Raw genomic sequence first — 23592 nt, forward strand, 5'->3', positions numbered from 1 at the left:
CCGGTCCGCCCGGCGGCGGGCTGCCGGGTCAGGAGCCGCCGTGCGGGCTCCGGTTCGGCGCCGCGCGGGGGCGCGGTCGGCCCACCGGCGCGTCGCGTGGTGTCCGCGTAGGGACCGGGGCCGGCCGCCGGCCGAGGCGCTCGCCCGCCACCCACGAGCTGGTCGTCATCGACGACGTACGACCCCGGCACGCCGACCGCCGGGCGCGGGGTCGGCCGGTCGTCCCCTGCGGGCCTTCGAGACCGTCCGCCGCAGGGCCGATCCCACCCGCCGCGCACAAGAGTCCATGTGCTCGAAACAAGAGTCCAACCTGCCCTCTTGCGTACCACCAATCCCAACAGCCAGGGTCCTTGCCGGGATTCATGAACCAGCCGCGCACACAACGCACTGGAGGTTCGATGAACGACGCAGCACCCGGGAACCAGGACCGGTCACAGGACTCGCCCAGCCGTCGGACCGTACTGCGGACCACCGCCGGGGTGGCGGGCGCCGCCGGACTGGGATTCGGCGCGCTGGGCGGTACCCCCGCTGCCGCGGCCGAGCCCGGAGCGGCCGACACCGCCGCCACTCCCCCGCGTCAGGGCCGCACGATGGCCGGCGTGCCCTTCGAGCGACGCTCCACCGTCCGTGTCGCGATCGTCGGGCTCGGCAACCGCGGCGGCAGCATGATCGACCTGTTCCTCGCCGTCCCCGGCGTACGGGTGGTCGCCGTGTGCGACCCCGTGAAGGCCAAGACGGAACAGGCCGCGGCCAAGGTGGTGCAGGCCGGACAGCCGTCGCCCGCCGTGTACGCCAACGGGGAGAACGACTACGAGAACCTCTGCGAGCGCGGCGACATCGACCTCGTGTACGTGGCCACCCCCTGGGACAGCCACTTCGCCATGGCGAGGACGGCGATGCTGAACGGAAAGCACGTCGGGGTCGAGTGCCCCCTCGCGATGCGCCTGGACGAGCTGTGGGAGCTCGTCGACCTCTCCGAACGCACCCGGCGCCACTGCATGCAGCTGGAGAACTGCTGCTACGGCAAGAACGAGATGCGGGTGCTGCGCATGGCACACGCCGGCAAGTTCGGTGAGCTGCTGCACGGGGCCGGGGCGTACAATCACGACCTGCGGGGCCTGATGTTCTCGCCCACGTACTACGAAGGCCCCTGGCGCCGCCTGTGGCACACCCGGCTGCGGGGCGACCTGTACCCCAACCACGGCTTCGGGCCGGTCGCCAACTACATGGACATCAACCGGGGCGACCGCGCGGTCAGCATCAGCAGCTTCGGTACACCCGCGCTGGGACTGGCCGAGTACCGCGAGGCCAATGTGGATCGCAGCGACCCCAGTTGGAAGGAGACGTACATCGAGAGCGATCGCACCATCAGTATGGTGCAGACCGCGAAGGGCCGGGTGATCCGGCTGGAGCACGATGTGTCGACCCCGCACCCGTACAGCAGGATCAACAGCCTGGGCGGCACGAAGGGTGTCTTCGAGGACTACCCGGCCCGCATATACATCGAGCCGGACCACCACGACGACCAGTGGGCCGATTTCTCGGCGTACGCCGGTGAGTTCGACCACTGGCTGTGGAAGGAGCACGCCAACCCGCCCGGCGGGCACGGCGGGATGGACTACATCATGGTCTTCCGGCTGATGCAGTGCATGAGGCTCGGCCTGGTACCGGACTTCGACGTGTACGACGGCGCCACCTGGACGGCCCCGGTGCCGCTCAGCCACGCCTCCATCAAGGCGAAGGGCGCGCCGCAGCGGATACCCGACTTCACCCGCGGCGAGTGGACGAAGTCCCGGTCGGGCGTGGACTCGGTCAAACCGGCCTGAGGGTTCACGGGGCCCGGCCCGGTGGCACGGCCGGGCCCCGCACGGGGGTCAGCAGCGGCGGCGGTCCTCGGTCACCGTCCCCTGCGCCGTCTTCAGGCTCCGGTCGTAGCAGCCGCCGGAGCCGTACAGCCGGTAGCGCTCGGCGCTGGTGCCGACGGCGTGCCGCTGGTCGCGCGGGACGCCGGTGGTGTACGTGGCGTCGCCGGTGTACGTGTCGTCGAGCCGTGACCAGTGCGTCCGCCCCCCGCTCCGGAGGACCAGGGTGTCGGCGCGGTCGGAGAGCGTGAGCACGGTGCGCAGCCGGTCACCGGCGCCGAGCGTCGTCTCGCCGTCCATGGTGTAGGTGCGGTGGGTGCGGGTGGCGCCGCCGCCCCGGCTCACCGTCTCGTCGTCCCGCCAGGTCGCCGTCAGCGCGTCCCGGCTCTCGCCGTCGGTCCAGCGGTGCACGGAGGTGTGGGCCACGGACCGGGAGACGGTCGTGGTGACACGGCCGTGCGAGGTGTTCAGGTGACCGGCGACGGTGAGCCGGTGGGCGGCCTCGCTGTCGAGGCGGTGCTCCGGACCGGGTGCGTACACGGAGGTGTTGGCGGGCGCGGTCTCCTCGTGGCGGGTGAGCGCGCCGGTGACGACCTCGCGGGCCTCGTCCTGCCAGACGAGGACGTTGGTCGGTGTCGACCAGCCGGTCTGCCCGGCCGGTACCCCGGCGACGGAGACCTCGACGCGGTGCGGGCGGCCGTCGTTGAGCAGGGCCGCGAACGGCGTCAGGTCGTAGCGGACCGGCGTGACGTCGAAGGCGCGGGGGCCGGGGATCACGTACCAGAGGAAGGGGTTGGACCAGCCGCCCGTCCAGACCGTCGGGAAGGGGGCGGCGATCCCGGCGAGCCGTCCGTCGACGGAGATCCGCACCTCCCGGTGCGGTCCGTCCGCCGCCTTGCACGAGTAGGGCGCGGCGTCCGGGACGGTCAGGTACCAGTATTCCTCGCAGCCGCCGCCGGATCCGGTGGCGTACACCTCGGCGAGTATCCGTTCGGAGTTGCGCGGGGTCGTCAGGGACGGGGTGCCGAGCGGGATCACCCGGTCGGGCACATCGGCGGACGGCGCCGGCTTCCCCGCGTAGAAGGTGAGGGTCACCTCGACGTCGATGACGCCGGTGTACGTGTCGTCGACGACGTTGCCGATGAGCATCTCGACCGGCTGCGGGCGGCGCAGGGTGTCGCTGTAACGGGTGATGTCGGTCTCCACCGACCAGGTGATGCCGTCGGGCGACGGTTGCGGGGTGGACGTACGGAAGACCTCGACGCCGCCGATGGCGAGGTGGCCGAGCCGGTCGTACTGCCGTCCTTTCACCGTGCCGTCGAGCCGCAGCACGACCGCGCTCCACCGGTCTCCGCAGCCTTTGGGGGGCGTGTAGGTGCTCTTGTAGGGCGTGAAGTCGCGGAACTGCGCCTTCGCGAGGGTCATTTCGCAGGTGGGTACGCCGGCCGGCCGGGGAACGGGCGGGGCGGCGGTGACCGGATCGCGCCAGTCGGTGCCGAACTCGGCCGGTGGGTCGTGGGGCGTGGCGGACGCCGGGGCCGACCCGAACAGGCCGGTGGCGGCAAGGACTCCGCCCATGAGCATGCTCATGGCTCGTCGTTGTCTCATGGGCCGGGAGTGAAGCGCGGGGCGGCCGTCCGGCGCCAGGGGCCGGTGGTGAACCTTGGCGTGTTCTGCGCGGTCCCACCGGAAAATCGATTGCCGACCGTGGGCCCGGAAGGCGAACCTTGCACGGTTTCCGGCTGCCGCTCAGCGCTGCCGCCCGCCGACGGAACCCCTGGGACGTCATGCAGATCCACCATCTTCCGTACGCCGATCCAGGTGACCCCGACGTCAGGTCGGGCACGCGTTTCCTGCTGTGGCTGGGGCGCAATCAGCTGGGCGGTCAGGTCAAGTCCCTGCTGTGGGGCCTGCTGCTGCACCTCGGCATCGCCGGGCTCCCCCTCGGCGTGGGCCTCGCCGTGCAGGCCGTGATCGACCGCTCGGGCGGTGGCCTGGCCCGGGCCGGCGCGCTGATCGCCCTGCTCGGCGCGGCCATCGCGGTGGGCGACACCATGCAGCACCGCACCGCCGTCACCAACTGGATCACCGCCGCCGCCCGCGTCCAGCAGCTGCTGGCCCGCAAGACCGCCGAGCTGGGCGCGCTGCTGACCCGCCGGGTTGCCGCGGGCGAGGTCGTCGCCGTCTCCACGGGGGACGTCGAGAAGATCGGCTGGTTCGTGGAGACGCTGTCGCGGTTCGCCGCGGCGGCCACCACCCTGGTCCTGGTCTGCGTGGGCCTGGTGATCTACCAGCCCGCCCTCGGCGTCGTCGTCGCCGTCGGCATGCCCGTCCTGGCACTCGCCGCCCTGCCGCTGCTCCCCCGCGCCACCCGGCGCGCGGACATCCAGCGGGAGAAGGCCGGCCGCGCCACCGAGCTCGCCTCGGACACGGTCGCGGGCCTGCGCGTCCTGCGCGGCATCGGCGGTGAGGAGCTGTTCCTCGGCCGCTACCGCGAGGCTTCCCAGGAGGTCCGCGAGGCCGCGGTGCGCAGCGCCCGTATGTGGGCCCTGATCGCGGCGGTCCAGGTACTGCTGCCGGGGCTGCTGCTGGTCGTGGTGGTGCTGTACGGGGCGAAGCTCGCCCTGGAGGGCCGGGTGTCGGTCGGTGAACTGGTCACCGTGTACGGCGCCGTCACCCTCACCCACCACCCGCTGCGCAACTTCGAGGAGATCGCCATGGCCTACTCCTTCTCGCGGCCCTCCGCGAAACGCACCGCCCGGGTGCTCTCCCTGACACGTACGACGACCACGACCGTGACGGGCACGCACGAGCGGCCGGGCGGCGATCTGTACGACCCGGTGACCGGGCTGCTCGCCCCCGCGGGGCTGTTCACCGCCGTGGTGTGCGGTGACCCGGACGCCGCCGGGAAGCTGGCCGACCGGCTCGGCGGGCACCCCTCCGAGGATCCGGAGGGGCATGTCTCCGTCCTGCTCGGCGGGGTGCCCCTGGACGAACTGCCGCTCGACGCGGCGCGCTCCACCGTCCTCGTGCAGGACAAGGACCCGGTCCTGCTGTCCGGCACCCTGGACGAGCTGCTGGACGTGCCGTCGTCCGGGAAGGTGCGCGCCGAGGAGGCCCTGGCGGCCGCCCAGTGCGGTGATGTGCTGGCCGCGCTCGCACAGGCGTCGGTGGACGCCGACGGCGACCCGATGCGCACCCGGATCACCGAGCGCGGCCGGTCACTGTCCGGCGGCCAGCGCCAGCGCCTGGCGCTGGCCCGGTCGCTGGTCACCGACCCCGAGGTGCTGGTGCTGGACGAGCCGACGTCGGCGGTGGACTCGCACACCGAGGCGCGGGTCGCGGCGGGCGTCCAGCGGCTGCGCACCGGCCGGACGACCGTGGTGCTGGCCTCGTCGCCGCTGCTCCTCGACCTGGCGGACCGGGTGGTGCTGGTCCATGAGGGCGGGGCGGTGGCGGTCGGCACGCACCGCGGACTGCTGGCCACCGACGAGCGCTACCGCGCGGTGGTCACCCGCGAGACCGAAGAGGAAACCCTTGTGGACATCGAGGAGTCGGCATGACCGCCGTGACCGGCATGGCACCGCCACAGTACGATCCGGCGGCCCCCGAGTCGGCGGCCACGCTGCCGGTCGGCACCGCCGCCACCGTCCGGGCGTACGTCACCGAACTGTTGCGCCGCCACCGCACCGCGTTCGCCGCGCTCGTCGCGGTCAACGCGGTCGCGGTCATCGCCTCGATGGTCGGACCGTACCTCCTCGGCTCCCTGGTCGACCGGCTCGCCGCGGGCGCGCGGGACCTCCAACTTCCGTTCACGGTCGGGGCGTTCCTCGCCGCGCTGGTCGTGCAGACGGTGTTCGTGCGGATGGTGCGGCTGCGTGGCGCGATGCTGGGCGAGGAGATGCTGGCGGATCTGCGCGAGGACTTCCTCGTACGGTCGGTGGGACTGCCGCCGGGGGTGCTGGAGCGGGCCGGCACCGGTGACCTGCTCTCCCGGATCACCACCGACATCGACCGGCTGGCCAACGCCATGCGGGAGGCGGTGCCGCAGCTGGCGGTCGGTGTGGTGTGGGCGGGCCTGCTGATCGGCGGGCTCACGGTGACCGCGCCGCCCCTGGCCCTCGCCGTGCTGGTGGCCGCACCGCTGCTGATCGCCGGCTGCCGCTGGTACTTCCGGCGGGCGCCCTCGGCGTACCGTTCCGAGGCCGCCGGGTACGCGGCGGTCGCCGCCGTCCTCGCGGAGACGGTCGACGCGGGCCGGACGGTGGAGGCCCACCGGCTGGGCGCGCGGCGGGTCGCGCTGTCCGACCGGCGGATCAAGGAGTGGACGGCGTGGGAGCGGTACACGCTCTTCCTCCGCTCGGTCCTCTTCCCGGTCATCAACGTCACGCACACCACCGTCCTGGCCGCCGTCCTGATGATCGGCGGTGTGTTCGTCCTGAACGGCTGGATGGACGTGGGGCAGTTGACCACGGGCGCGCTGCTGGCGCAGATGCTGGTGGACCCGGTCGGGATCATCCTCCGCTGGTACGACGAGCTCCAGGTGGCCCAGGTGTCGCTGGCCCGGCTGGTGGGCGTGCGGGACATCGAGCCGGAGGCCGGCGACGCGTCGGTACGGCCGGACGGGCGCGACGTGCGGGCGGACGAGGTGCGGTTCGGGTACCGCGAGGGCGTGGACGTGTTGCACGCGGTGTCGATGGAGGTTCCGCCGGGCACGCGGGTGGCGCTGGTGGGGCCGTCGGGGGCGGGCAAGTCGACGCTCGGCCGGCTGCTCGCCGGGATCTACGCGCCGCGCGCCGGGCGGGTCACCCTCGGCGGGGCCGAGCTGTCCCGGATGCCCGCCGAGCGGGTCCGGGAGCATGTGGCGCTGGTCAACCAGGAGCACCACGTCTTCGTCGGCACGCTCCGCGACAACCTGCTGCTCGCCCGGACGGGCGCCCAGGACGCGGAGCTGTGGGCGGCCCTCGGGGCGGTCGACGCCGACGGATGGGCGCGGGCGCTGGACGACGGGCTGGACACCGAGGTCGGCTCGGGCGGCCTGGCGCTGACCCCGGCGCAGGCCCAGCAGATCGCGCTGGCCCGCCTGGTGCTGGCCGACCCGCACACCCTGGTGCTGGACGAGGCGACGTCCCTGCTGGACCCGCGCGCCGCCCGGCACCTGGAGCGGTCCCTGGCCCGGGTCCTGGAGGGCCGTACGGTGGTGGCGATCGCGCACCGGCTCCACACCGCCCACGACGCGGACGTGATCGCGGTCGTCGAGGACGGCCGCGTCAGCGAACTGGGCAGCCACGACGACCTGGTCGCGGCGGACGGCGCGTACGCGGCGCTGTGGCGGTCGTGGCACGGGTGACCCGTCGAGAAGGACCGGGCACCGGAGCCCCCCGGAGGGCGTGGCACGGGTGACCCGCCGATCCCGGCCTGCCCGGCGGAGTCCCCCGGGACGCCGCCGGGCAGGCCCCCCGCGGGCGCGCCGGGTGACCCGCGACGGCGGGGCCGGGCGCCGGTGACCTGCCGGGACGCGTCCCGGACGCGTCCCGGACGGCTGGACACCTGAATACCCCTCACCGAGGCCTGTAGCGTGCGGGACGGCCCGGTGGAGACAGGCGCCGAACCGGTGTGGATTCCGGTTGCTCAAGGACGCCCTCGTACCTCCGCCGGGGATGAAGTGAGCTCATCGAGACCGGCCCGTATGTGAACTCGAAGAGGAGGACTTCCATGTCGAAGATGCTGGAGTCCCTGAGCGGCAGGCTCCTCGGCCTGTTCGTGCCCAGGGTGGAGGCGGCGGCTTCCGCGCAGGCCTGTCAGTGCTTCAACGAGTGCTGGCAGTGCGCCCGCAGCGCCTGCTGCGTCAACACGCACTGTGGCAAGATCAACTGCTGGCGGTCGTGCCCGTCCTGCTGATCCCGTGACGTGAGCGGGAACACCGGTGTGTGGCAGGCCGTGCCTTCCGGGCCCGCGCACACCGGTGTTCCCGGCAGGAGGATCCGGTGCAGTACGCGGAAATCGGTATGCGTTGTCTCATCGGCACGGTGTTCATGGCCGCTGCCGTCAGCAAACTGGCGGGCCGGCGTTCCTTCGCCGCGTTCGCAGGATCCGTCGCCGAGCTGAACGTCCTCCCGCCGGCGCTGACCCGCTGGGCGGCCATCGCCGTGGTCTGCGGCGAGTGCCTCGTGTGCCTGCTGCTCCTGGTTCCGGCCGCCCCGGCCGCCGTCCTCGGTTTCACCGGGGCCGCGGTGCTGCTGTGCCTCTTCGCCGTGGTGATCGGGCGGGTGGTCGCCGCAGGCGCGCGCACCGCCTGCCGCTGCTTCGGCGCATCGACGGTTCCGCTCGGTGTCCGTCACATCGTCCGCAACGTGGTACTCGCCTGCCTCGCCGCGGCGGGGGTGGTGGCCGCGCAGGCCACCGGTCCGGTGCATCCGGCGGGACTGGTGGTGGCGGCACTGTCCGGACTGCTCGCCGGCGGGCTCGTGGTCGGGCTCGACACCGTCGTCGACCTGTTCCAGCCCGTCCGCTCGAAGGCCTGACCGAGCAGTCGACGCCCGGACACGGCCGTGCCCTCGACAGCCGAACGAGAATGGAGACCATCCGTGCCCTTCGTCATCGCCACCCTTGTGCTCGTCGGGCTGCTCTGCGCCCTCGACCTGGTGCTCACCGTCGGCGTCATCAAGCGCCTGCGCGAGCACACCGACCTGCTGGCCAACCGGAGCGGCGGCCGGCTGTCGCTCGGCCCCGGCGACGAGGTGGGGGAGTTCTCCGTGCTCACCGTGGACGGTGAACCGGTCCGCCACGACATGATCGACACCGAGACGGTCGTGGCGTTCTTCTCCCCGACGTGCGGACCGTGCAAGGAAAAGCTGCCCACGTTCGTGGAGTACGCCCGCACGGTGCCCGGAGGGCGCGGCCGGGTCGTCGCCGTGGTCGCCACCGACCGCGACGACGCCTCCGCGGGTGAGCCCATGGTGTCGGCCCTGGCCCCGGTCGCCAGGGTGCTGGCCGGCGAGGAGGCGGAGCAACTGGCCGAGGCCTGCAAGGTGCAGGGCTTCCCGGTGGTGCTCAAGGTCAACCGGAGCACGGACGGCAGGCTCCTCGTGATGACCGATCAGGTCGACGTGGACCGGCCGGCCACCGCCTCCGTATGAACGAGCACCCCTCCCGGGAAGCCGGCGCCGGCGAACACCGCACGGGCGGAGCGCCGGACGGGTCACGGGGCGGCACCGAGAGCGCGCCGCCGGACGCGGCCACGGAGCACCGCCGCCGGCGCCGCTCGCCGTCCCGTGCACTGAGCGCGGGACGGCTGGTGGCGAGGGCCGCGCCTGGCAGGCTGGTGCTGTACGCGGTCCCCGGCCTGGCCGCCGGGCTGTTCCCGGTCGTCACCGCCTGGTCCACCAAGCTGGTCATCGACGCCCTCGCCGCCGGCGGCACGGCGGGGGACGTCCTCCGGCCGGCTCTGGTCCTGGTCGCCACCCTCGTGGCGACCGGCGTCACCCAGCACCTGATCCACTACCTGCGCACCGAACTGGACCGCAGGGTCGGCCTCTTCGCCCAGGACGAGCTCTTCCGGGCCGTGGACCGGTTCGCGGGACTCGCGCCGTTCGAGAACCCCGAGTTCCTCGACCGGCTGCGGCTGGCGCAACAGACGGTCATCGCCTCGCCCGTCGCCAACCAGGCGGTCGACGGTGTGCTCGGCGTCATCCGGGCGGCGTTCACCGTGACCGGTTTCCTCGGCTCGCTCCTGGTGATCAGTCCGCCCACCATGGGACTGGTGGTGCTCGCCGCGCTGCCGGCCATCGTGGCGGAACTGATCCTGTCGCGGCGACGTGCCGCCACCCTCTGGGACATCGGACCGGCGGAGCGACGCCAGTTCTTCTACATGGGCCTGCTGGCCAATGTGGAGGCCGCCAAGGAGATCCGGCTGTTCGGCACCGGCGCCTTCCTGCGCGGCCGGATGCTCGACAACCGCCGCACCGCGGACACGGCGCGCCGGGAGGTCGACCGCGGCGAGGTCCGGCTGCGGGCGGGGCTCGGTCTGCTCACGGCCGCCGTGTCGGGCGCCGGTCTGCTCTGGACGGTCGGTGCCGCCCGGGCCGGCGGGCTCACGCCCGGCGACGTCACCGTCTTCCTCGCGTCGGTCGCCGGTGTGCAGGCGGCGGTCACCACCCTGGCGGGCGACCTCGCGAGCACTCACCACGCGCTGCTGCTCTTCGGCCATTACCAGGCGGTGGTGTCGGGCGGGCCGGAGCTGCCGATGGCCCAGGAGCCCCGCCCGCTGCCGGAGCTGCGCCACGGCATCGAGGTGCGCGACGTGTGGTTCCGCTACTCGCCCCGGCACCCATGGGTGCTGCGCGGAGTCGACCTGTGGATCCCCCGGGGCGGGACGCTCGCGCTCGTCGGGCTGAACGGCTCGGGGAAGTCCACGCTCGTCAAGCTGCTGTGCCGGTTCTACGACCCGACGCGTGGCGCGATCCTGTGGGACGGCGTGGACATCCGCGACGTCGACGTGGCCGCGCTGCGGAACCGGCTCAGCGCGGTGTTCCAGGACTACATGGAGTACGACATGACAGCGGCCGAGAGCATCGCGCAGGGTGACCTCGGCGCGCTCGACGACCCGGACAGGATCCGCAGGGCGGCCCGGCACGCGGGTGTCCACGACGTGCTGGAGGCACTGCCCCACGGCTACGACACACTGCTTTCCCGCATGTTCTTCACGGAGGCGGACAAGAAGGACCCGGAGACCGGCGTGATGCTGTCCGGAGGGCAGAGCCAGCGGCTGGCACTGGCCCGGGCGTTGGTCCGCGACAAACGGGACCTGATGATCCTCGACGAGCCCTCCGCCGGGCTGGACGCGGCGGCCGAGCACGAGATCCACGCCTCCCTCCGCGCCCACCGGGAAGGCTGCACCAGCCTCCTCATCTCGCACCGGCTGGGCGCCGTACGCGACGCGGACGTGATCGTGGTCCTGGCGCGGGGGCGGGTGGTGGAGCAAGGGAACCACGAGCAACTCGTCGCCGCCGGCGGCGAGTACGCGCGGCTGTACGCCCTTCAGGCGTCCGGTTACCGGCCCGGGAAGACTACCGGCCTCCCGGCGGCCCAGGGAGCGAACCGACCATGACCACAGCAGACCACGGGCACATGAACCACGGCCCCCTGAAGCACACGTCCACGGGCCACGGTCCGGCCGCCCATCCGCCCACGAACCGCAGCCCCGCCGACCGTTGGCCCGCTGACCGTCGGCCCGGTGACCACGGCGTCAGTGATCACAGCCTCGGTGACCGCAGAGCGGAGAGCGCCCTGGACCGGGCCCGTGGGCGTGCCCGCAGGGCCTTCCTGCTCCGGACCGTTCTGATCATCGCGGCCGTTCTCCTGTGGACCGCGGCCGGGGCGCTGTCGTTCTCCGGGGCCGGGCCGGGCCGGGTGGCACTCTGCGGTGTTCCGGCCGTGCTCCTCACGGGGGGCCTGTGGGCGGCGCGGACCCTCGGGCGTGGTTTCGTCGCCGTGACCGTGTACGGCCGGAGCATGGAACCGGCCCATCGTGACGGCGACCGGGTGCTGGTGCGCCGGGGAGCCGTCCCCGTACCGGGATCCGTCGTGGTGGTGGAGAGGCCGCCGTTCCGGTCGCCGTGGCCCGACCCGCCCGTGGCGCCCGGTGCCGCCGCGCATGTGATCTACGAACGGCAGTGGGTGATCAAAAGGGTGGCGGCCGTCCCCGGGGACGCCGTTCCCCGGGGCGCGGTGCCTCCGGAGGCCGCGGCGGACGCCGTGGTCCCGGAGGGCATGCTCGTCCTCCTCGGCGACAACGCGGCGGAGAGCTACGACTCGCGGCACGTGGGGTACTTCCCGTCCGCGCGGATCCTCGGCTCGGTCGTGTCCCGCCGCTGACCGGCCCGGCGGTCAGTGCGCGCTGCGGATGAGGAACACCTGACGGCCCTTTCCCTTGCACGTCTCCATCACGGCCTCGGCACCGGAGGCAGCGCTGGAACCCTTGATGCCCACGCAGCCCTGCCCTTCCACCCGGAGCACGAACTTGCCTTCAGCGGGCGGGCCGGACGGCTCTACGCGGAACAGGCTGCCTTCCTCGCACTCGTCCCAGGGTTCCAGCAGTCCCGCCCCGGTCCCGCTGGTCAGCGCCTTCAGACAGCCTTTGCCGTAGTCGGGGTGGTGCCACTGGATGCGGTACAGGTTCTCCCTGACCGGTTCCAGCATCGTGCTCTGGGGAGCCGCCTCGTCGCAGGGCCGCTGCACCGCCACCAGGGGCGTGTGGCGCCAGTCCCGTACGCGGCCGTCGGTCAGGCACAGCCCGGGGTCGGCGGCGACGCGGATCGTCACCCAGCCGCTGGGCATCGCGGGTGCCGACCCGGTGGACGTGGCCACCGAGGCCGAGGGGGCCTTCGCTCCGTCCCCGGTGCGGAACAGCGTGGAGGTGGCCGCGGCGGTGGTGGCGGCCACCACCACGACGCCGAGGGCGACGGCGGTGAACCGGCGCCGTCTCGGCATGCTGTCCGGTCCGGCGGGGACAACGCCGCCGCCCGGCACCGTCCGTTCACCCGGGGCCGCCCGCCCGCCGGGCGCCCCGTGCCCGTCCGGGCCGGCCGCTCCGGCGAGGCCGGCCTGTCCGGAGGGCTGTGTCCGGGGCGCCGTGGGCTGTGCCCGGAGCGCGGCGGGCTCTGCCCGGCGGGCCGCACGCTCACCGGCCCTGAGCCACTCCTCCGCCCGGCCGCCGTCACCGCACGCTCGCACGAACGCCAGGAGTATCTCCGTCCGCGGCGGTATGTCGTGCGCCAGCATGGCGGCCAGGGTGCTGCGCGGCAGTACGTCTCCCACGGCCGCGGCCCGCTGTTCGAGGCCGCGGTACGAAAGCCCGGAACGCTCCTTCAGGAGACGGAGCGACTTCATGAACGCGGGAATGTCCTGGACCTCGCTGAGTTCACAACCTCCCTGGCTCTCCATGCGTCCGATGGTGGGCGCGGGGCCGGAGCTGCGACAACGGTCATCCTGGCCATTCTCGGATCGGCGGCCCCCGTGACCGTCAGATGAAGTTGAGTGCGGCGGCCCCGCCCACCCCGCCCAGCAGCATGAACGCGGGCATCAGGACCTTGAGCTCCACCCAGCTGCCCGCGCGGAACCGCATCCCCTTCGGGGGGCCGACCGGATACCAGCGCTTGCCCCCGACCGGGATCGGCCAGAGGATCGGGCAGCCCGAGACGGTCAGGGCGTCGCCGATGTCATGGACGAGGGCGCCCAGCACGATCGGCAGGCCGAGCCACAGGTACTCCTGGCCGGGCGCGGTGAACAGCCAGTCCGCGCCGTTGCCCGGCTTGTCCAGGACGCCCGCGAGGATCCACGCGCTGGTGGCGCCCAGCAGCCACACCAGAACGTCGCTGGACATCCGGGCCGCCCGCCACAGCAGGCCCTCCACCGCCAGCACCAGGTGGACGAAGAGGATTCCGAGGACCGCCCACCGGCCGCCCGTGATGGCGAGCACGGACGCCCCCGTGCCGCACAGCACGGCCCACACCCAGGTGTGTGTGAGGGTGCGGTGGCCGCCGCTCCTGCGGGCGTCGGCCCGCGTCTTGGTCGCCTTGTAGACGGCGTACGAGAGCTTGTCGACGATCTCGCAGAGGGTCTTCGAGACGGGTCCGAAGGCCCGCGAGATGGTCGCCGACTTGTGGTCGAGGTCGGGCGCGAGCGCCGCGCCGGCGCAGATCAGGGCCCCGACGACGAGCACGGGCCATGGCATCGGGTGGCCCGCGGCGGCCGTCGCGGCCCCCACTCCCAGCCACGCGGCCGCCCCGGAGAGTGAGTGCGCCGGTCCCATCATGTGCGTTCCCCGCCCCGTTTGCTCTTGTCCTGCACCCCGGTTGACGGGACAGCCTACCGTTCGTGATCTTCATATGAGCGGCCGGTTCCCCCTTCCGGGCACGGGCCAGGCAAGATGGGGGCGTGACCCTTATCGATCAGCTGCCGCCGGACGCCGACCCCGATGCCCTCTTCGAGGCCTTCTCGTCATGGGCCGAGGAGCGGGGCATCACCCTGTACCCGGCCCAGGAGGAAGCGCTGATCGAGGTGGTCTCCGGGGCCAATGTGATCCTCTCCACCCCGACCGGCTCCGGGAAGTCGCTGGTCGCGGCCGGTGCCCACTTCACCGCGCTGGCGAACGACCAGGTGACGTTCTACACCGCGCCGATCAAGGCGCTGGTGTCGGAGAAGTTCTTCGACCTGTGCAAGCTGTTCGGCACCGAGAACGTGGGCATGCTGACCGGCGACGCGTCCGTGAACGCCGACGCGCCCGTGATCTGCTGCACGGCGGAGGTGCTGGCGTCGATCGCGCTGCGTGACGGCAGGCACGCGGACATCGGCCAGGTCGTGATGGACGAGTTCCACTTCTACGCCGAGCCGGACCGCGGCTGGGCCTGGCAGATCCCGCTGCTGGAGCTGCCGCAGGCCCAGTTCGTCCTGATGTCGGCGACGCTCGGCGACGTGGCGATGTTCGAGAAGGACCTCACGCGCCGCACCGGCCGCCCCACCTCGGTGGTCCGCTCGGCGACCCGCCCGGTCCCGCTGTCGTACGAGTACCGGCTCACGCCCATCACGGAGACGCTGACCGAGCTGCTGGAGACCAAGCAGGCGCCGGTCTACATCGTCCACTTCACCCAGGCGCAGGCCGTGGAGCGGGCGCAGTCGCTGATGAGCATCAACATGTGCTCGCGCGAGGAGAAGGACAAGATCGCCGAGCTGATCGGCAACTTCCGTTTCACCACCAAGTTCGGCAAGAACCTTTCGCGGTACGTACGGCACGGCATCGGTGTCCACCACGCCGGCATGCTGCCCAAGTACCGGCGCCTGGTCGAGAAGCTGGCGCAGGCGGGTCTGCTGAAGGTGATCTGCGGGACGGACACCCTCGGCGTCGGGGTCAATGTCCCGATCCGTACGGTGTTGTTCACCGCGCTCACCAAGTACGACGGCAACCGGGTGCGCACGCTGCGTGCCCGCGAGTTCCACCAGATCGCGGGCCGGGCCGGTCGCGCCGGCTTCGACACGGCCGGGCTCGTGGTGGCGCAGGCGCCCGAGCACGTCATCGAGAACGAGAAGGCGCTCGCCAAGGCGGGCGACGACCCGAAGAAGCGCCGCAAGGTGGTGCGGAAGAAGGCCCCCGAGGGCTTCGTCGGCTGGACCGAGAACACCTTCGAGAAGCTGATCGCCTCCGACCCGGAGCCGCTGACCTCGCGCTTCCGCGTCACCCACACCATGCTGCTGTCGGTGATCGCGCGGCCGGGAGACGCGTTCCAGGCGATGCGCCGGCTCCTGGAGGACAACCACGAGCCGCGCAAGAACCAGCTGCGGCACATCCGGCGCGCCATCGCGATCTACCGCTCCCTGCTGGACGGCGGGGTCGTCGAGCAGCTCGACAGGCCCGACGCCGAGGGCCGCACCATCCGGCTCACCGTGGACCTCCAGCAGGACTTCGCGCTCAACCAGCCGCTGTCGACGTTCGCGCTCGCGGCGTTCGACCTGCTGGACCCCGAGTCGCCGTCGTACGCCCTGGACATGGTGTCGGTCGTCGAGTCGACGCTGGACGACCCGCGCCAGATCCTCGCCGCCCAGCAGAACAAGGCGCGGGGCGAGGCGGTCGGCGCGATGAAGGCGGACGGCGTCGAGTACGAGGAGCGGATGGAGCGGCTCCAGGACATCTCGTACCCGAAGCCGCTGGAAGAGCTGCTGTGGCACGCCTACAACACGTACAAGAAGTCGCACCCGTGGGTCGGTGACCACCCCGTCTCGCCGAAGTCCGTCATCCGTGACATGTACGAACGGGCGCTGTCCTTCACGGAGTTCACGTCGTTCTACGAGCTGGCGCGCACCGAGGGCATCGTGCTGCGCTACCTGGCGTCCGCGTACAAGACGCTGGACCACACCATCCCGGACGACCTCAAGACGGAGGACTTGGAGGACCTGATCGCCTGGCTCGGCGAGATGGTGCGGCAGGTCGACTCCTCGCTGCTGGACGAATGGGAGCAGCTGGCCAACCCGGAGGTCGAGACCGCCGAGGAGGCCCAGGAGAAGGCCGACCAGGTCAAGCCGGTCACGGCCAACGCCCGCGCCTTCCGCGTCCTGGTGCGCAACGCGATGTTCCGCCGCGTCGAGCTGGCCGCGCTGGACCAGCTCCAGGAGCTGGGCGAGATGGACGCCGAGTCCGGCTGGGACGAGGAGCGGTGGGCGGAGGCGATGGACGCGTACTGGGACGAGTACGACGACCTCGGCACCGGCCCGGACGCGCGGGGGCCGAAGCTGCTGGCCATCGAGGAGGACCCGGAACACGGCCTGTGGCGCGTCCGGCAGACCTTCGCCGACCCGAACGGCGACCATGACTGGGGCATCAGCGCGGAGGTGGACCTGGCGGCCTCGGACGAGGAGGGCCGCGCGATCGTCCGCGTCACCGACGTCGGCCAGCTCTGAAAGGACCCGTGGATGACCAACCCCGCCGAGCGACTCGTCGACCTGCTCGACCTGGAGCAGATCGAGGTCAACATCTTCCGCGGCGCGAGCCCGCAGGAGTCCCTGCAACGGGTCTTCGGCGGGCAGGTCGCCGGCCAGGCCCTGGTCGCGGCCGGCCGCACCACGGAGGGCGACCGTCCGGTCCACTCGCTGCACGCGTACTTCCTGCGGCCCGGTATCCCGGGCCTGCCGATCGTGTATCAGGTCGAACGGGTGAGGGACGGGCGGTCGTTCACCACACGGCGGGTGACCGCGATCCAGCGCGGCAAGACGATCTTCAACCTGACGGCGTCCTTCCACCAGCCGGAGGAGGCGGGCTTCGAGCACCAGCTGCCGCCGCGCCTGGACTTCCCGCCGCCGGAGTCGCTGCCGTCGGTGGCGGACGAGGTGCGGGAGCACCTGGGCGCGCTGCCGGAGGCGATGGAGCGGATGGCGCGGCGCATGCCGTTCGACATCCGGTACGTCGACCGGCTGCGGTGGACGGCGGAGGAGGTCAAGGACGCCGACCCGCGCAGCGCGGTGTGGATGCGCGCGGTGGGCCCGCTCGGTGACGACCCGCTGGTCCACACGTGCGCGCTGACGTACGCCTCCGACATGACCCTGCTGGACGCGGTCCGGATCCCGATCGAACCGCTGTGGGGCCCACGGGGGTTCGACATGGCGTCGCTGGACCACGCCATGTGGTTCCACCGCCCGTTCCGTACCGACGAGTGGTTCCTGTACGACCAGGAGTCCCCGATCGCGACGGGTGGCCGGGGTCTGGCGCGCGGCCGGATCTACGACCGCGAGGGGCGGCTGCTGGTGTCGGTGGTACAGGAGGGCCTGTTCCGCCGCCACTGAGCCCTACAGGCCCGGCAACGCGTCCTGCTCCACCTCGTGGCGCCGGGTCCTGATGTCGGGCCCGGCCGGGTGCAGCTTGGCATCGCAGGCGGGCCCGAGGCCGGTGCGCCGGGAGGCGGCGCCGGTCAGCGGCCGCCCGCACAGCCGGCACCGCACCGGCCGTGGGCCGGTGGCAGCGGGCTCGGTCTCCAGCGGAGGCTGTTCCTGGTGCACACCCGTCTGTCTACCAGGCGGGGCATGTTTTGATCGACCCTGTTGGCAGTGCCCTTCGAGGAGGAGTCCCGCATGTCCCTGTACGACATCCCGCTGCGCACCCTGTCCGGTGACCCGACGACCCTGGCCGCGTACGAGGGCAAGGTGGTCCTGGTGGTCAACGTCGCCTCCAAGTGCGGTCTGACCCCGCAGTACGAGGGCCTGGAGCGGCTCCAGAAGACGTACGGCGACCGGGGCTTCACGGTCCTGGGCGTGCCGTGCAACCAGTTCGGCGGCCAGGAGCCGGGCACGGCCGAGGAGATCGGCACGTTCTGCTCGGCGACGTACGGCGTGACGTTCCCGATGCTGGAGAAGACGGACGTCAACGGCCCGGACCGGCACCCGCTGTACGGGGAACTGACGAAGACCGCGGACGCGGACGGCGAGGCCGGGGACGTCCAGTGGAACTTCGAGAAGTTCCTGATCTCCCCGCACGGCGAGGTCACCCGCTTCCGCCCGCGCACGGAGCCGGAGGCGGCCGAGCTGGTCGCGGCGATCGAGGCGCGGCTGCCGGGAGCCTGACGGCGTCAGGGGGCCGGGCACGCGGACCACAGGCCGGCGCCGGCCTGCCGGGCCGCGGCCTGGGCCCCGGTCATCGTCTTCCAGTACTTGTCGTTGGGCTCGAACAGCACGCTCGTGGCGTGACCGCTGCGGACCAGCGACTCGTTGACGAAGACGCCCTGCTGGTTCCACACATAGAGCAGGTAGCGGCCGAACCGGTCCTTGAGCTCCACGTCACGCTCCGAGCGCAGCCTGGTTCCGGGCGGGATCAGTTCGGCGGTGCGGGCCGCGGCCTCGCGGCTGAAGCACTCCCCCCTCTCGGGTGTGTCGATCTCCAGCAGGCGTACGCGGGCGATGGCACCGTCGGGAACGACCCTGCCGGTGCCGCGCACCTCCAACGTGTCGCCGTCGATGACGCGGAGCACGATCGGGCCGGGTGGGGCGGCCTGCGCCGGCGTCGTGGTGGGAGCCACTCCACCGAGTCCCACGACGACGGCGAGTGAAGCCAGGACGGCACTGGTCCGACTGCGGGGGGAAGAGTGCATGTCGCCCCCTCTCGATGCGGTCCGTCTCTTTCAGTACAGCACCGCCCGGAGGGTCAGGCCACCGCGCTGAGGGTGTCCGCCAGGCGGTGGCGGGTGGCGCGGGCGGCGGGGAGGGCGGCGAGGGCGGCCGCGCCGGCGACGGCGGCCACGATGAGCGCCAGGAGGTGGAGCGGGGGCGGGGCGTGGGCGATGCCGGCGCCGATGCCGGTGGCGTGGGCCTCGTGGTCGATCAGCCAGTGGGCGAAGGGGACGCCGAGGGCGGTGCCGACGAGGGCGGCGGCCAGGGCGGCGCAGCCGATGGCGGTGACCGTGACGGTGGTGATCTGGCGCGGGGACAGGCCGATGGCCTTCAGGGCGAGCAGGTCGCGTTCGCCGTCCCGGACGGTGCCGCCGATGGCGGTGGACAGTTCGGTGAGGCCGATGAGGGCGAGGACGGCGATCAGCCCGGCGACGACGCCGCGCAGCGCGGAGAGGCGGTCGGCGGGGCTGGTGACCTCGTGGATGTCGAGCCGGCCCGCGGAGGCGTCGGCGAGTTCGGCGCTGACCGCGCGGGGGTCCGCGCCGGGGCGCAGTTGGAGCTGGTAGAGGCTGGGGCGCAGGCCGGGATCGTTCTCGCGGAGGGTGTCGAGCGAGGTGGAGACGACCCGGCCGCCGTTCTCCGGTTCGATGCTGCGGCCGACGATGTGCAGCACCTGCGGGTGGCCGCCGACGGTCAGCCGTACCCAGTCGCCGACGCGGGCGCCGAGCAGGTCGAGCAGGCCCTGCCCGGCGACGGCCTCGTCGGGGCCGTGCGCGGGGCGGCCCTCGGCGATGGAGTACGGGTAGGGCCGCTCGCGGGTGCCGAGGCCGCGCAGGGCGATGGTGCCGGTCTGGCCGGGCACCAGGGCGGCGACCTCCAGGCCGGGATGGGCGGCGGTGACGTTGCGGTTGGCCGCGAGCAGCGCGGTCGCGTCGCGGTCGGTGAGCGTGTCGTCGGGGCGGGCGGTGAGCGCGGCGGCGAGGCCCACCTGTTCGGGGCGGCTGTCGAAGCGTTCGATGGTGGTCCACGCGCCGAGCGCCACGGTGATCAGCAGCAGCGGCAGGGCGAGGCGCACGATGGTGGCCGGGGCGCGGCGCCCCCGCCCGAAGGCCCGGTGCCAGCCGAGGACCAGCGCGGGCGGTACGCGCAGCGCGAGCGCCTTCCTGGCCGCGCCGGACAGCCCTCCGCCGGGCGCGGCGGCCGGGGGCAGGACCGGTACGGGCGGTACGCGGCCCGCCCGCCAGGCGGCCAGGCAGGTGGCCGCCCCGATGAACAGCACGGCCGCGACCGGGACGAGCAGGAGGGCCGGGAGGTGGCCCGGCAGGCCCTGCCAGACCTGGACGGCGTCGCCGAGCCGCCCCGGAAGGCGGCCGCCCAGGGTCCGGACGGCCAGCACGGCCAGGGCGGCGCCGAACACGGCGAACGCCAGGTGCTGGACGAGGAAGATCCGTACGACCTGGCCGGGGGTGAAGCCGACGGCCTTGAGGACGGAGATGTCCCGGAGGTGGCCGCGCACGCGTGTGCTGATGGCGCCGAACACGGCGAGCGCGGCGGCGATGAGGGCGCCGAGGCCGAAGAGCCCGAGGACCTGGCCGAGCAGTTTGGTGTCCCCTTGCGCGTCGGCGCGGGCCTGCTGCCAGGTGGAGACGTCGCTGACGGCGCCCGCGCCGAGCGTGGTGACGGCGCGCTGGACCATGTAGTCGGTGTCGTCGGGGTCGGCGAGCCGCAGTCCGACGACCTGGCCGACGGTGCGGTCGTCGGGGACGGCGCGCGGCAGAGCCCAGACGGTGCCGGGCCGTTCGCCGGGGTGGTAGCGGCGCTCGGCGGTCTCGGCGACGCCCAGGACGGTCAGCGTGCGGCCCGCGACGGTGAGGCGGTCGCCCGGCTCGGCCCACAGGGCGCGGGCGAGGCCCGCTTCGAGGACGACCCCGTCGGGCGTGGCGGGGTCGAGCCAGCGGCCGGAGGTGATCAGCGGGCGGCCCGTCGGCGGGAGGCCTGCGCCGGTGGCGCGCAGTTCCACGCCCGCGCGGGCGCCGCGCGAGGCGGCGGTGGTGGTGGCGGTGCGGTACGGGCCGGACACGTCGGCGACGCCGTCGAGCGCGGCGAGCCGTCCGGTGTCGGTGGCGGGGCCGGTGTGGATCCAGATGTGGGCGCCGCGGGACTGGGTGAAGACCCGCTGCCAGGGGTTCGTCGCGTACCCGAACAGCGCGGTGGCGAGCAGCAGGGAGGCGACGATGCCGGCGGTGGCGGCGACGAGGAACAGCGCCTCGCCCCGGTGGGTCCGAAGATCGGCGTGCGCCCAGCGCAGCATGGCCCGCACCGCCGGTCAGTCCTTCAGTTCGTTCAGCGCGATGACCCCGGCCGGGCCGGTGCGGCGCGGCGGCGTTCCGCCGAGCTCGGCGTCGTCGGCTATCCGGCCGTCGAAGAAGCTGATCACCCGGTCCGCGGCGCTGGCGAGCCGTGCGTCGTGGGTGACGAGGACGATGGTCTGGCCGCGCTGGTGGAAGCGGGTCAGCAGTCGCATGACCTCGCGGGTCCCCTTGCTGTCCAGGCTGCCGGCCGGTTCGTCGGCGAGGAGCAGGCGCGGCTGGTTGACCAGGGCGCGGGCGAGGGCGACGCGCTGCTGTTCGCCGCCGGACAGCTCGCCGGGCATGCTGCGGGCCTTGCCTTCCAGGCCCAGCTCGGCCAGGAGCTTCTCGCGCTCGGCGCGGGCCTGCTTGGCGGGGGTGCCGGCCAGCAGGGCGGGCAGTTCGACGTTGTCGGCGACGGTCAGGTTGGAGACGAGGTTGAAGAACTGGAAGACGATGCCGATGCGGCGGCGCCGCTCGATCGCCCACCGCGCCTCGCTGTAGTCGTCCGTACGCTCGCCGTCGAGCCACAGGGAGCCGCTGTCGGGGCGCTGGAGGCCGCCGAGCAGGTGCAGCAGCGTGGACTTCCCGGCGCCGGACGGGCCGGTGACGGCGACGAATTCGCCGTGCCGTACGGCGAGGTCGACTCCGCGTACGGCGTGGGCGGGGGCGCCCTCGCCGTGGTGGGTCTTGGTGAGGCCCTCGGCGCGCAGCAGCGGTATGGAGGTGTCCGTCATTGCAGGTCCTCCAGTTCCTCCTGGCAGCGCTCCAGCCAGTCGAGGTCGGCCTGGAGGTGGAGCATGGCGCCCTCGATCAGCAGGTGCGATATGCGGTTGTCCCGGTCTTCGGTCGCGGCCAGCTTGGAGAGGTTGCGCATGGTGTTGAGGTACTCGCGTCGCTGTTTGTTGATGAGGGCGATCTGGTCGGCGAGCCCGGTGCGCGGGGCGAGGGCGAGTTTCATGAAGAACTCGTCCCGGACCCTCGGTTCGTCGGCCGTCTCCTCGAACCAGGCGCGCAGTGCTTCCTGCCCGGCGTCGGTGAGGCGGTAGATCTTTTTGTTGGGCCGGCTCTCCTGGGCGATCTCCTCGCCCTCGATGAGGCCGGACTTCTCCAGCCGGCCCAGGGTCACGTAGATCTGGCCGACGTTGGTGGGAGGGTACGCGGCGCCCAGCAGTTGCTCAAGGTCCTGCTTGAGCTCGTAGCCGTGGGCGGGGCCCCGGGCCAGGAGGGCGAGGAGGGGAAGGCGCACCCGTGCTGTCCTCCTCCGCGTGCTCCCGATGTGATGTGGGCTCTAGTATCGCCCATGCCTAACGGGTATACATGCCCGAGACGCGGACGCCGATGTCATGCGCCGGGTGCGCTGGGAGGAACCTATGCGGTGGATACGTGCCGCGGGTAGGGGTCTCTTGGTCGCCATGGTCATTTTGACCGGGTACGCGGCCTCCGGCACCGCCCCGGCGGGCCGGGCACCCGACGGCGGGCGGGGTCCGATGACCCTGGCCACGGCCGGCGACCTCACCGGCTATCTGGGCCGGGTGCTGGACGGCTGGAACCGCGCGCACCCGGGCGAGAAGGTGACGCTGGTCGAGCTGCCCGACTCGGCGGACGAGACCCGGTCCCAGATGATCACGGACCTGCGGTCGGGTGCGGGCCGGTTCGACGTGCTCAACATCGACGTGGCCTGGACGTCGGAGTTCGCCGCGGCCGGGTGGATCGCCCCCGTGGACCGCGAGCGGTTCCCGCTGAACAGCTTCCTGCCCCCGGTGGTGGACACCGCGACGTACGACGGAAAGCTGTACGCCGTCCCCTATGTCACGAATGCCGGAATGCTCTTCTACCGCAAGGACGTCCTCGACCGCGAGGGCGAGCGGCCGCCGCGCACCTGGGCGGAGCTGGAGCGCCAGGCGCGGACGCTCGCCCCGAGGTACGGCCTCGGGGGGTACGCGGGCCAGTTCCTGCCGTACGAGGGGCTGACGGTGAACGCCGCCGAGGCGGTGTACTCGGCGGGCGGCACGATCCTCGGCGACGAGGGCGAGCGGGTCACGGTCGACTCGGCGGCGGCGCGCGCGGGGATCGGCTTCCTGGCGCGGGGCGTACGGGACGGCTGGATCCCCCGGGAGGCGCTGGCCTACACCGAGGAGGAGTCCCGGCAGGCCTTCCAGGACGGCCGGCTGCTGTTCCTGCGCAACTGGCCGTACGCCTACGCCGGCGCCTCCGGCGAGGACTCCCGGGTGGCGGGGAAGTTCGGCGCGGTGCCGCTGCCGGGGCCCGAGGGGCCGGGCACGAGCGTGCTGGGCGGGTCGAACCTCGCGGTGAGCAGCCACGCGCGGCACCCGGACTCGGCGCGTGACCTCATCGCGTACCTCACGAGTGAGCACGTACAGCGCCGCGTGCTGACCGAGGGCGCCCTGCCGCCGGTGCGGGCGGCGCTCTACGAGGACCCGGCCCTGGTGCGCCGGTTCCCCTACCTGCCCACCTTGCGGGCCAGCGTGCTGGCCGCGGCGCCACGCCCCAAGAGCCCGCATTACCAGCAGGTCAGCCTGGCCGTGCAGGCGGTGGCGCATGACGCGATGGCGCAGCGCCAGACACCCGAGGCGGCCGTGCGGCGGCTCGCCGGGGAGCTCGCGGCCATCGCCGGGCGCCGCTGAGCCCGGATAGTTAACCGTTAGGCAATCCCAGCTGTCCCATCTGCGGGATACACCCGGACATAAGCCGCCAATTTCCGCTGTTTTCTG

At 72.7% G+C, this 23592-nt stretch carries 20 protein-coding genes; 12 read left to right on the forward strand and 8 right to left on the reverse strand.

The window, feature by feature from the left end; genetic code table 11:
* Window positions 1–398: 398 nt before the first annotated feature.
* Window positions 399–1826: a Gfo/Idh/MocA family protein gene (locus tag ABT360_RS13720; RefSeq protein WP_351814680.1), complete on the forward strand. Its 1428-nt coding sequence runs from the start codon at window positions 399–401 to the stop codon at window positions 1824–1826.
* Window positions 1827–1874: 48 nt separating this feature from the next.
* Here the strand turns inward: ABT360_RS13720 and ABT360_RS13725 are convergent, their stop codons facing one another.
* On the reverse strand, window positions 1875–3470 hold the full coding sequence (locus tag ABT360_RS13725; RefSeq protein WP_351814681.1) for a peptide-N4-asparagine amidase: 1596 nt from the start codon (window positions 3468–3470) through the stop codon (window positions 1875–1877).
* 179 nt (window positions 3471–3649) lie between these two features.
* Here ABT360_RS13725 and ABT360_RS13730 point away from each other — a divergent pair, with 179 nt between their 5' ends.
* The 7 genes from ABT360_RS13730 to ABT360_RS13760 all read left to right on the forward strand — a co-directional run bounded on the left by ABT360_RS13730 (window position 3650) and on the right by ABT360_RS13760 (window position 11738).
* Complete coding sequence (locus tag ABT360_RS13730) at window positions 3650–5425, forward strand: ABC transporter ATP-binding protein (RefSeq protein ID WP_351814683.1); 1776 nt, start codon at window positions 3650–3652, stop codon at window positions 5423–5425.
* Window positions 5426–5430: 5 nt separating this feature from the next.
* Window positions 5431–7212 carry an ABC transporter ATP-binding protein gene (locus ABT360_RS13735; protein ID WP_351814753.1) on the forward strand — a complete coding sequence of 594 codons (1782 nt, stop codon included), beginning with the start codon at window positions 5431–5433 and terminating at the stop codon, window positions 7210–7212.
* Window positions 7213–7577: 365 nt separating this feature from the next.
* Window positions 7578–7763, forward strand: a complete 186-nt coding sequence (locus ABT360_RS13740; RefSeq protein ID WP_351814685.1) for a hypothetical protein — start codon at window positions 7578–7580, stop codon at window positions 7761–7763.
* 86 nt (window positions 7764–7849) lie between these two features.
* The gene (locus tag ABT360_RS13745) at window positions 7850–8386 is read left to right on the forward strand and encodes a MauE/DoxX family redox-associated membrane protein (protein WP_351814687.1); all 537 of its coding nucleotides are present in this window, start codon (window positions 7850–7852) and stop codon (window positions 8384–8386) included.
* 63 nt (window positions 8387–8449) lie between these two features.
* Entirely contained in the window at window positions 8450–9001 is a 552-nt protein-coding gene (locus tag ABT360_RS13750) for a thioredoxin domain-containing protein (RefSeq protein ID WP_351814689.1), read from the forward strand.
* Window positions 8998–10971 (forward strand): ABC transporter ATP-binding protein, encoded by a 1974-nt coding sequence (locus ABT360_RS13755; RefSeq protein ID WP_351814691.1) that lies wholly within the window; start codon window positions 8998–9000, stop codon window positions 10969–10971. Before ABT360_RS13750 ends, ABT360_RS13755 begins: the two co-directional genes overlap by 4 nt.
* Complete coding sequence (locus ABT360_RS13760) at window positions 10968–11738, forward strand: S26 family signal peptidase (RefSeq protein WP_351814692.1); 771 nt, start codon at window positions 10968–10970, stop codon at window positions 11736–11738. The genes ABT360_RS13755 and ABT360_RS13760 overlap by 4 nt, the downstream gene beginning before the upstream one ends.
* A gap of 12 nt (window positions 11739–11750) precedes the next feature.
* Here ABT360_RS13760 and ABT360_RS13765 read toward each other — a convergent pair whose 3' ends face one another.
* Together ABT360_RS13765 and ABT360_RS13770 are read right to left on the reverse strand one after the other, a co-directional pair.
* Window positions 11751–12806 carry an RICIN domain-containing protein gene (locus tag ABT360_RS13765; RefSeq protein WP_351814694.1) on the reverse strand — a complete coding sequence of 352 codons (1056 nt, stop codon included), beginning with the start codon at window positions 12804–12806 and terminating at the stop codon, window positions 11751–11753.
* A gap of 79 nt (window positions 12807–12885) precedes the next feature.
* Window positions 12886–13677 carry a metal-dependent hydrolase gene (locus tag ABT360_RS13770; protein ID WP_351814696.1) on the reverse strand — a complete coding sequence of 264 codons (792 nt, stop codon included), beginning with the start codon at window positions 13675–13677 and terminating at the stop codon, window positions 12886–12888.
* Window positions 13678–13799: 122 nt separating this feature from the next.
* Between ABT360_RS13770 and ABT360_RS13775 the strand changes: the two genes are divergently transcribed.
* Both ABT360_RS13775 and ABT360_RS13780 read left to right on the forward strand, forming a co-directional pair.
* Window positions 13800–16313: a DEAD/DEAH box helicase gene (locus tag ABT360_RS13775; RefSeq protein ID WP_351814698.1), complete on the forward strand. Its 2514-nt coding sequence runs from the start codon at window positions 13800–13802 to the stop codon at window positions 16311–16313.
* A 12-nt stretch (window positions 16314–16325) separates the two neighbouring features.
* A complete protein-coding gene (locus ABT360_RS13780; RefSeq protein WP_351814699.1) occupies window positions 16326–17192 on the forward strand; it encodes an acyl-CoA thioesterase in 867 nt (288 codons plus the stop codon).
* A gap of 3 nt (window positions 17193–17195) precedes the next feature.
* On the opposite strand, the gene ABT360_RS13785 is transcribed toward ABT360_RS13780, so the two are convergent.
* Window positions 17196–17405, reverse strand: coding sequence for a DUF6011 domain-containing protein (locus ABT360_RS13785; RefSeq protein WP_351814701.1), 210 nt, complete (start codon window positions 17403–17405; stop codon window positions 17196–17198).
* 72 nt (window positions 17406–17477) lie between these two features.
* Between ABT360_RS13785 and ABT360_RS13790 the strand changes: the two genes are divergently transcribed.
* Window positions 17478–17966 carry a glutathione peroxidase gene (locus tag ABT360_RS13790; RefSeq protein ID WP_351814703.1) on the forward strand — a complete coding sequence of 163 codons (489 nt, stop codon included), beginning with the start codon at window positions 17478–17480 and terminating at the stop codon, window positions 17964–17966.
* Between the two features lie 5 nt (window positions 17967–17971).
* Here ABT360_RS13790 and ABT360_RS13795 read toward each other — a convergent pair whose 3' ends face one another.
* The 4 genes from ABT360_RS13795 to ABT360_RS13810 are packed head-to-tail and all read right to left on the reverse strand — an operon-like array spanning window position 17972 to window position 22106.
* A complete protein-coding gene (locus ABT360_RS13795; RefSeq protein ID WP_351814704.1) occupies window positions 17972–18490 on the reverse strand; it encodes a thermonuclease family protein in 519 nt (172 codons plus the stop codon).
* Between the two features lie 53 nt (window positions 18491–18543).
* Window positions 18544–20829, reverse strand: coding sequence for an ABC transporter permease (locus ABT360_RS13800; protein ID WP_351814706.1), 2286 nt, complete (start codon window positions 20827–20829; stop codon window positions 18544–18546).
* Window positions 20830–20835: 6 nt separating this feature from the next.
* Window positions 20836–21594 (reverse strand): ABC transporter ATP-binding protein, encoded by a 759-nt coding sequence (locus ABT360_RS13805; protein WP_351814708.1) that lies wholly within the window; start codon window positions 21592–21594, stop codon window positions 20836–20838.
* The gene (locus ABT360_RS13810) at window positions 21591–22106 is read right to left on the reverse strand and encodes a PadR family transcriptional regulator (RefSeq protein WP_351814710.1); all 516 of its coding nucleotides are present in this window, start codon (window positions 22104–22106) and stop codon (window positions 21591–21593) included. Before ABT360_RS13810 ends, ABT360_RS13805 begins: the two co-directional genes overlap by 4 nt.
* A gap of 124 nt (window positions 22107–22230) precedes the next feature.
* On the opposite strand from ABT360_RS13810, the gene ABT360_RS13815 reads away from it, so the two are divergent.
* Complete coding sequence (locus tag ABT360_RS13815; protein WP_351814712.1) at window positions 22231–23505, forward strand: ABC transporter substrate-binding protein; 1275 nt, start codon at window positions 22231–22233, stop codon at window positions 23503–23505.
* Window positions 23506–23592: the final 87 nt, after the last annotated feature.

The sequence above is a fragment of the Streptomyces sp. NPDC000229 genome, from assembly GCF_040300825.1.
GTDB lineage: Bacteria > Actinomycetota > Actinomycetes > Streptomycetales > Streptomycetaceae > Streptomyces.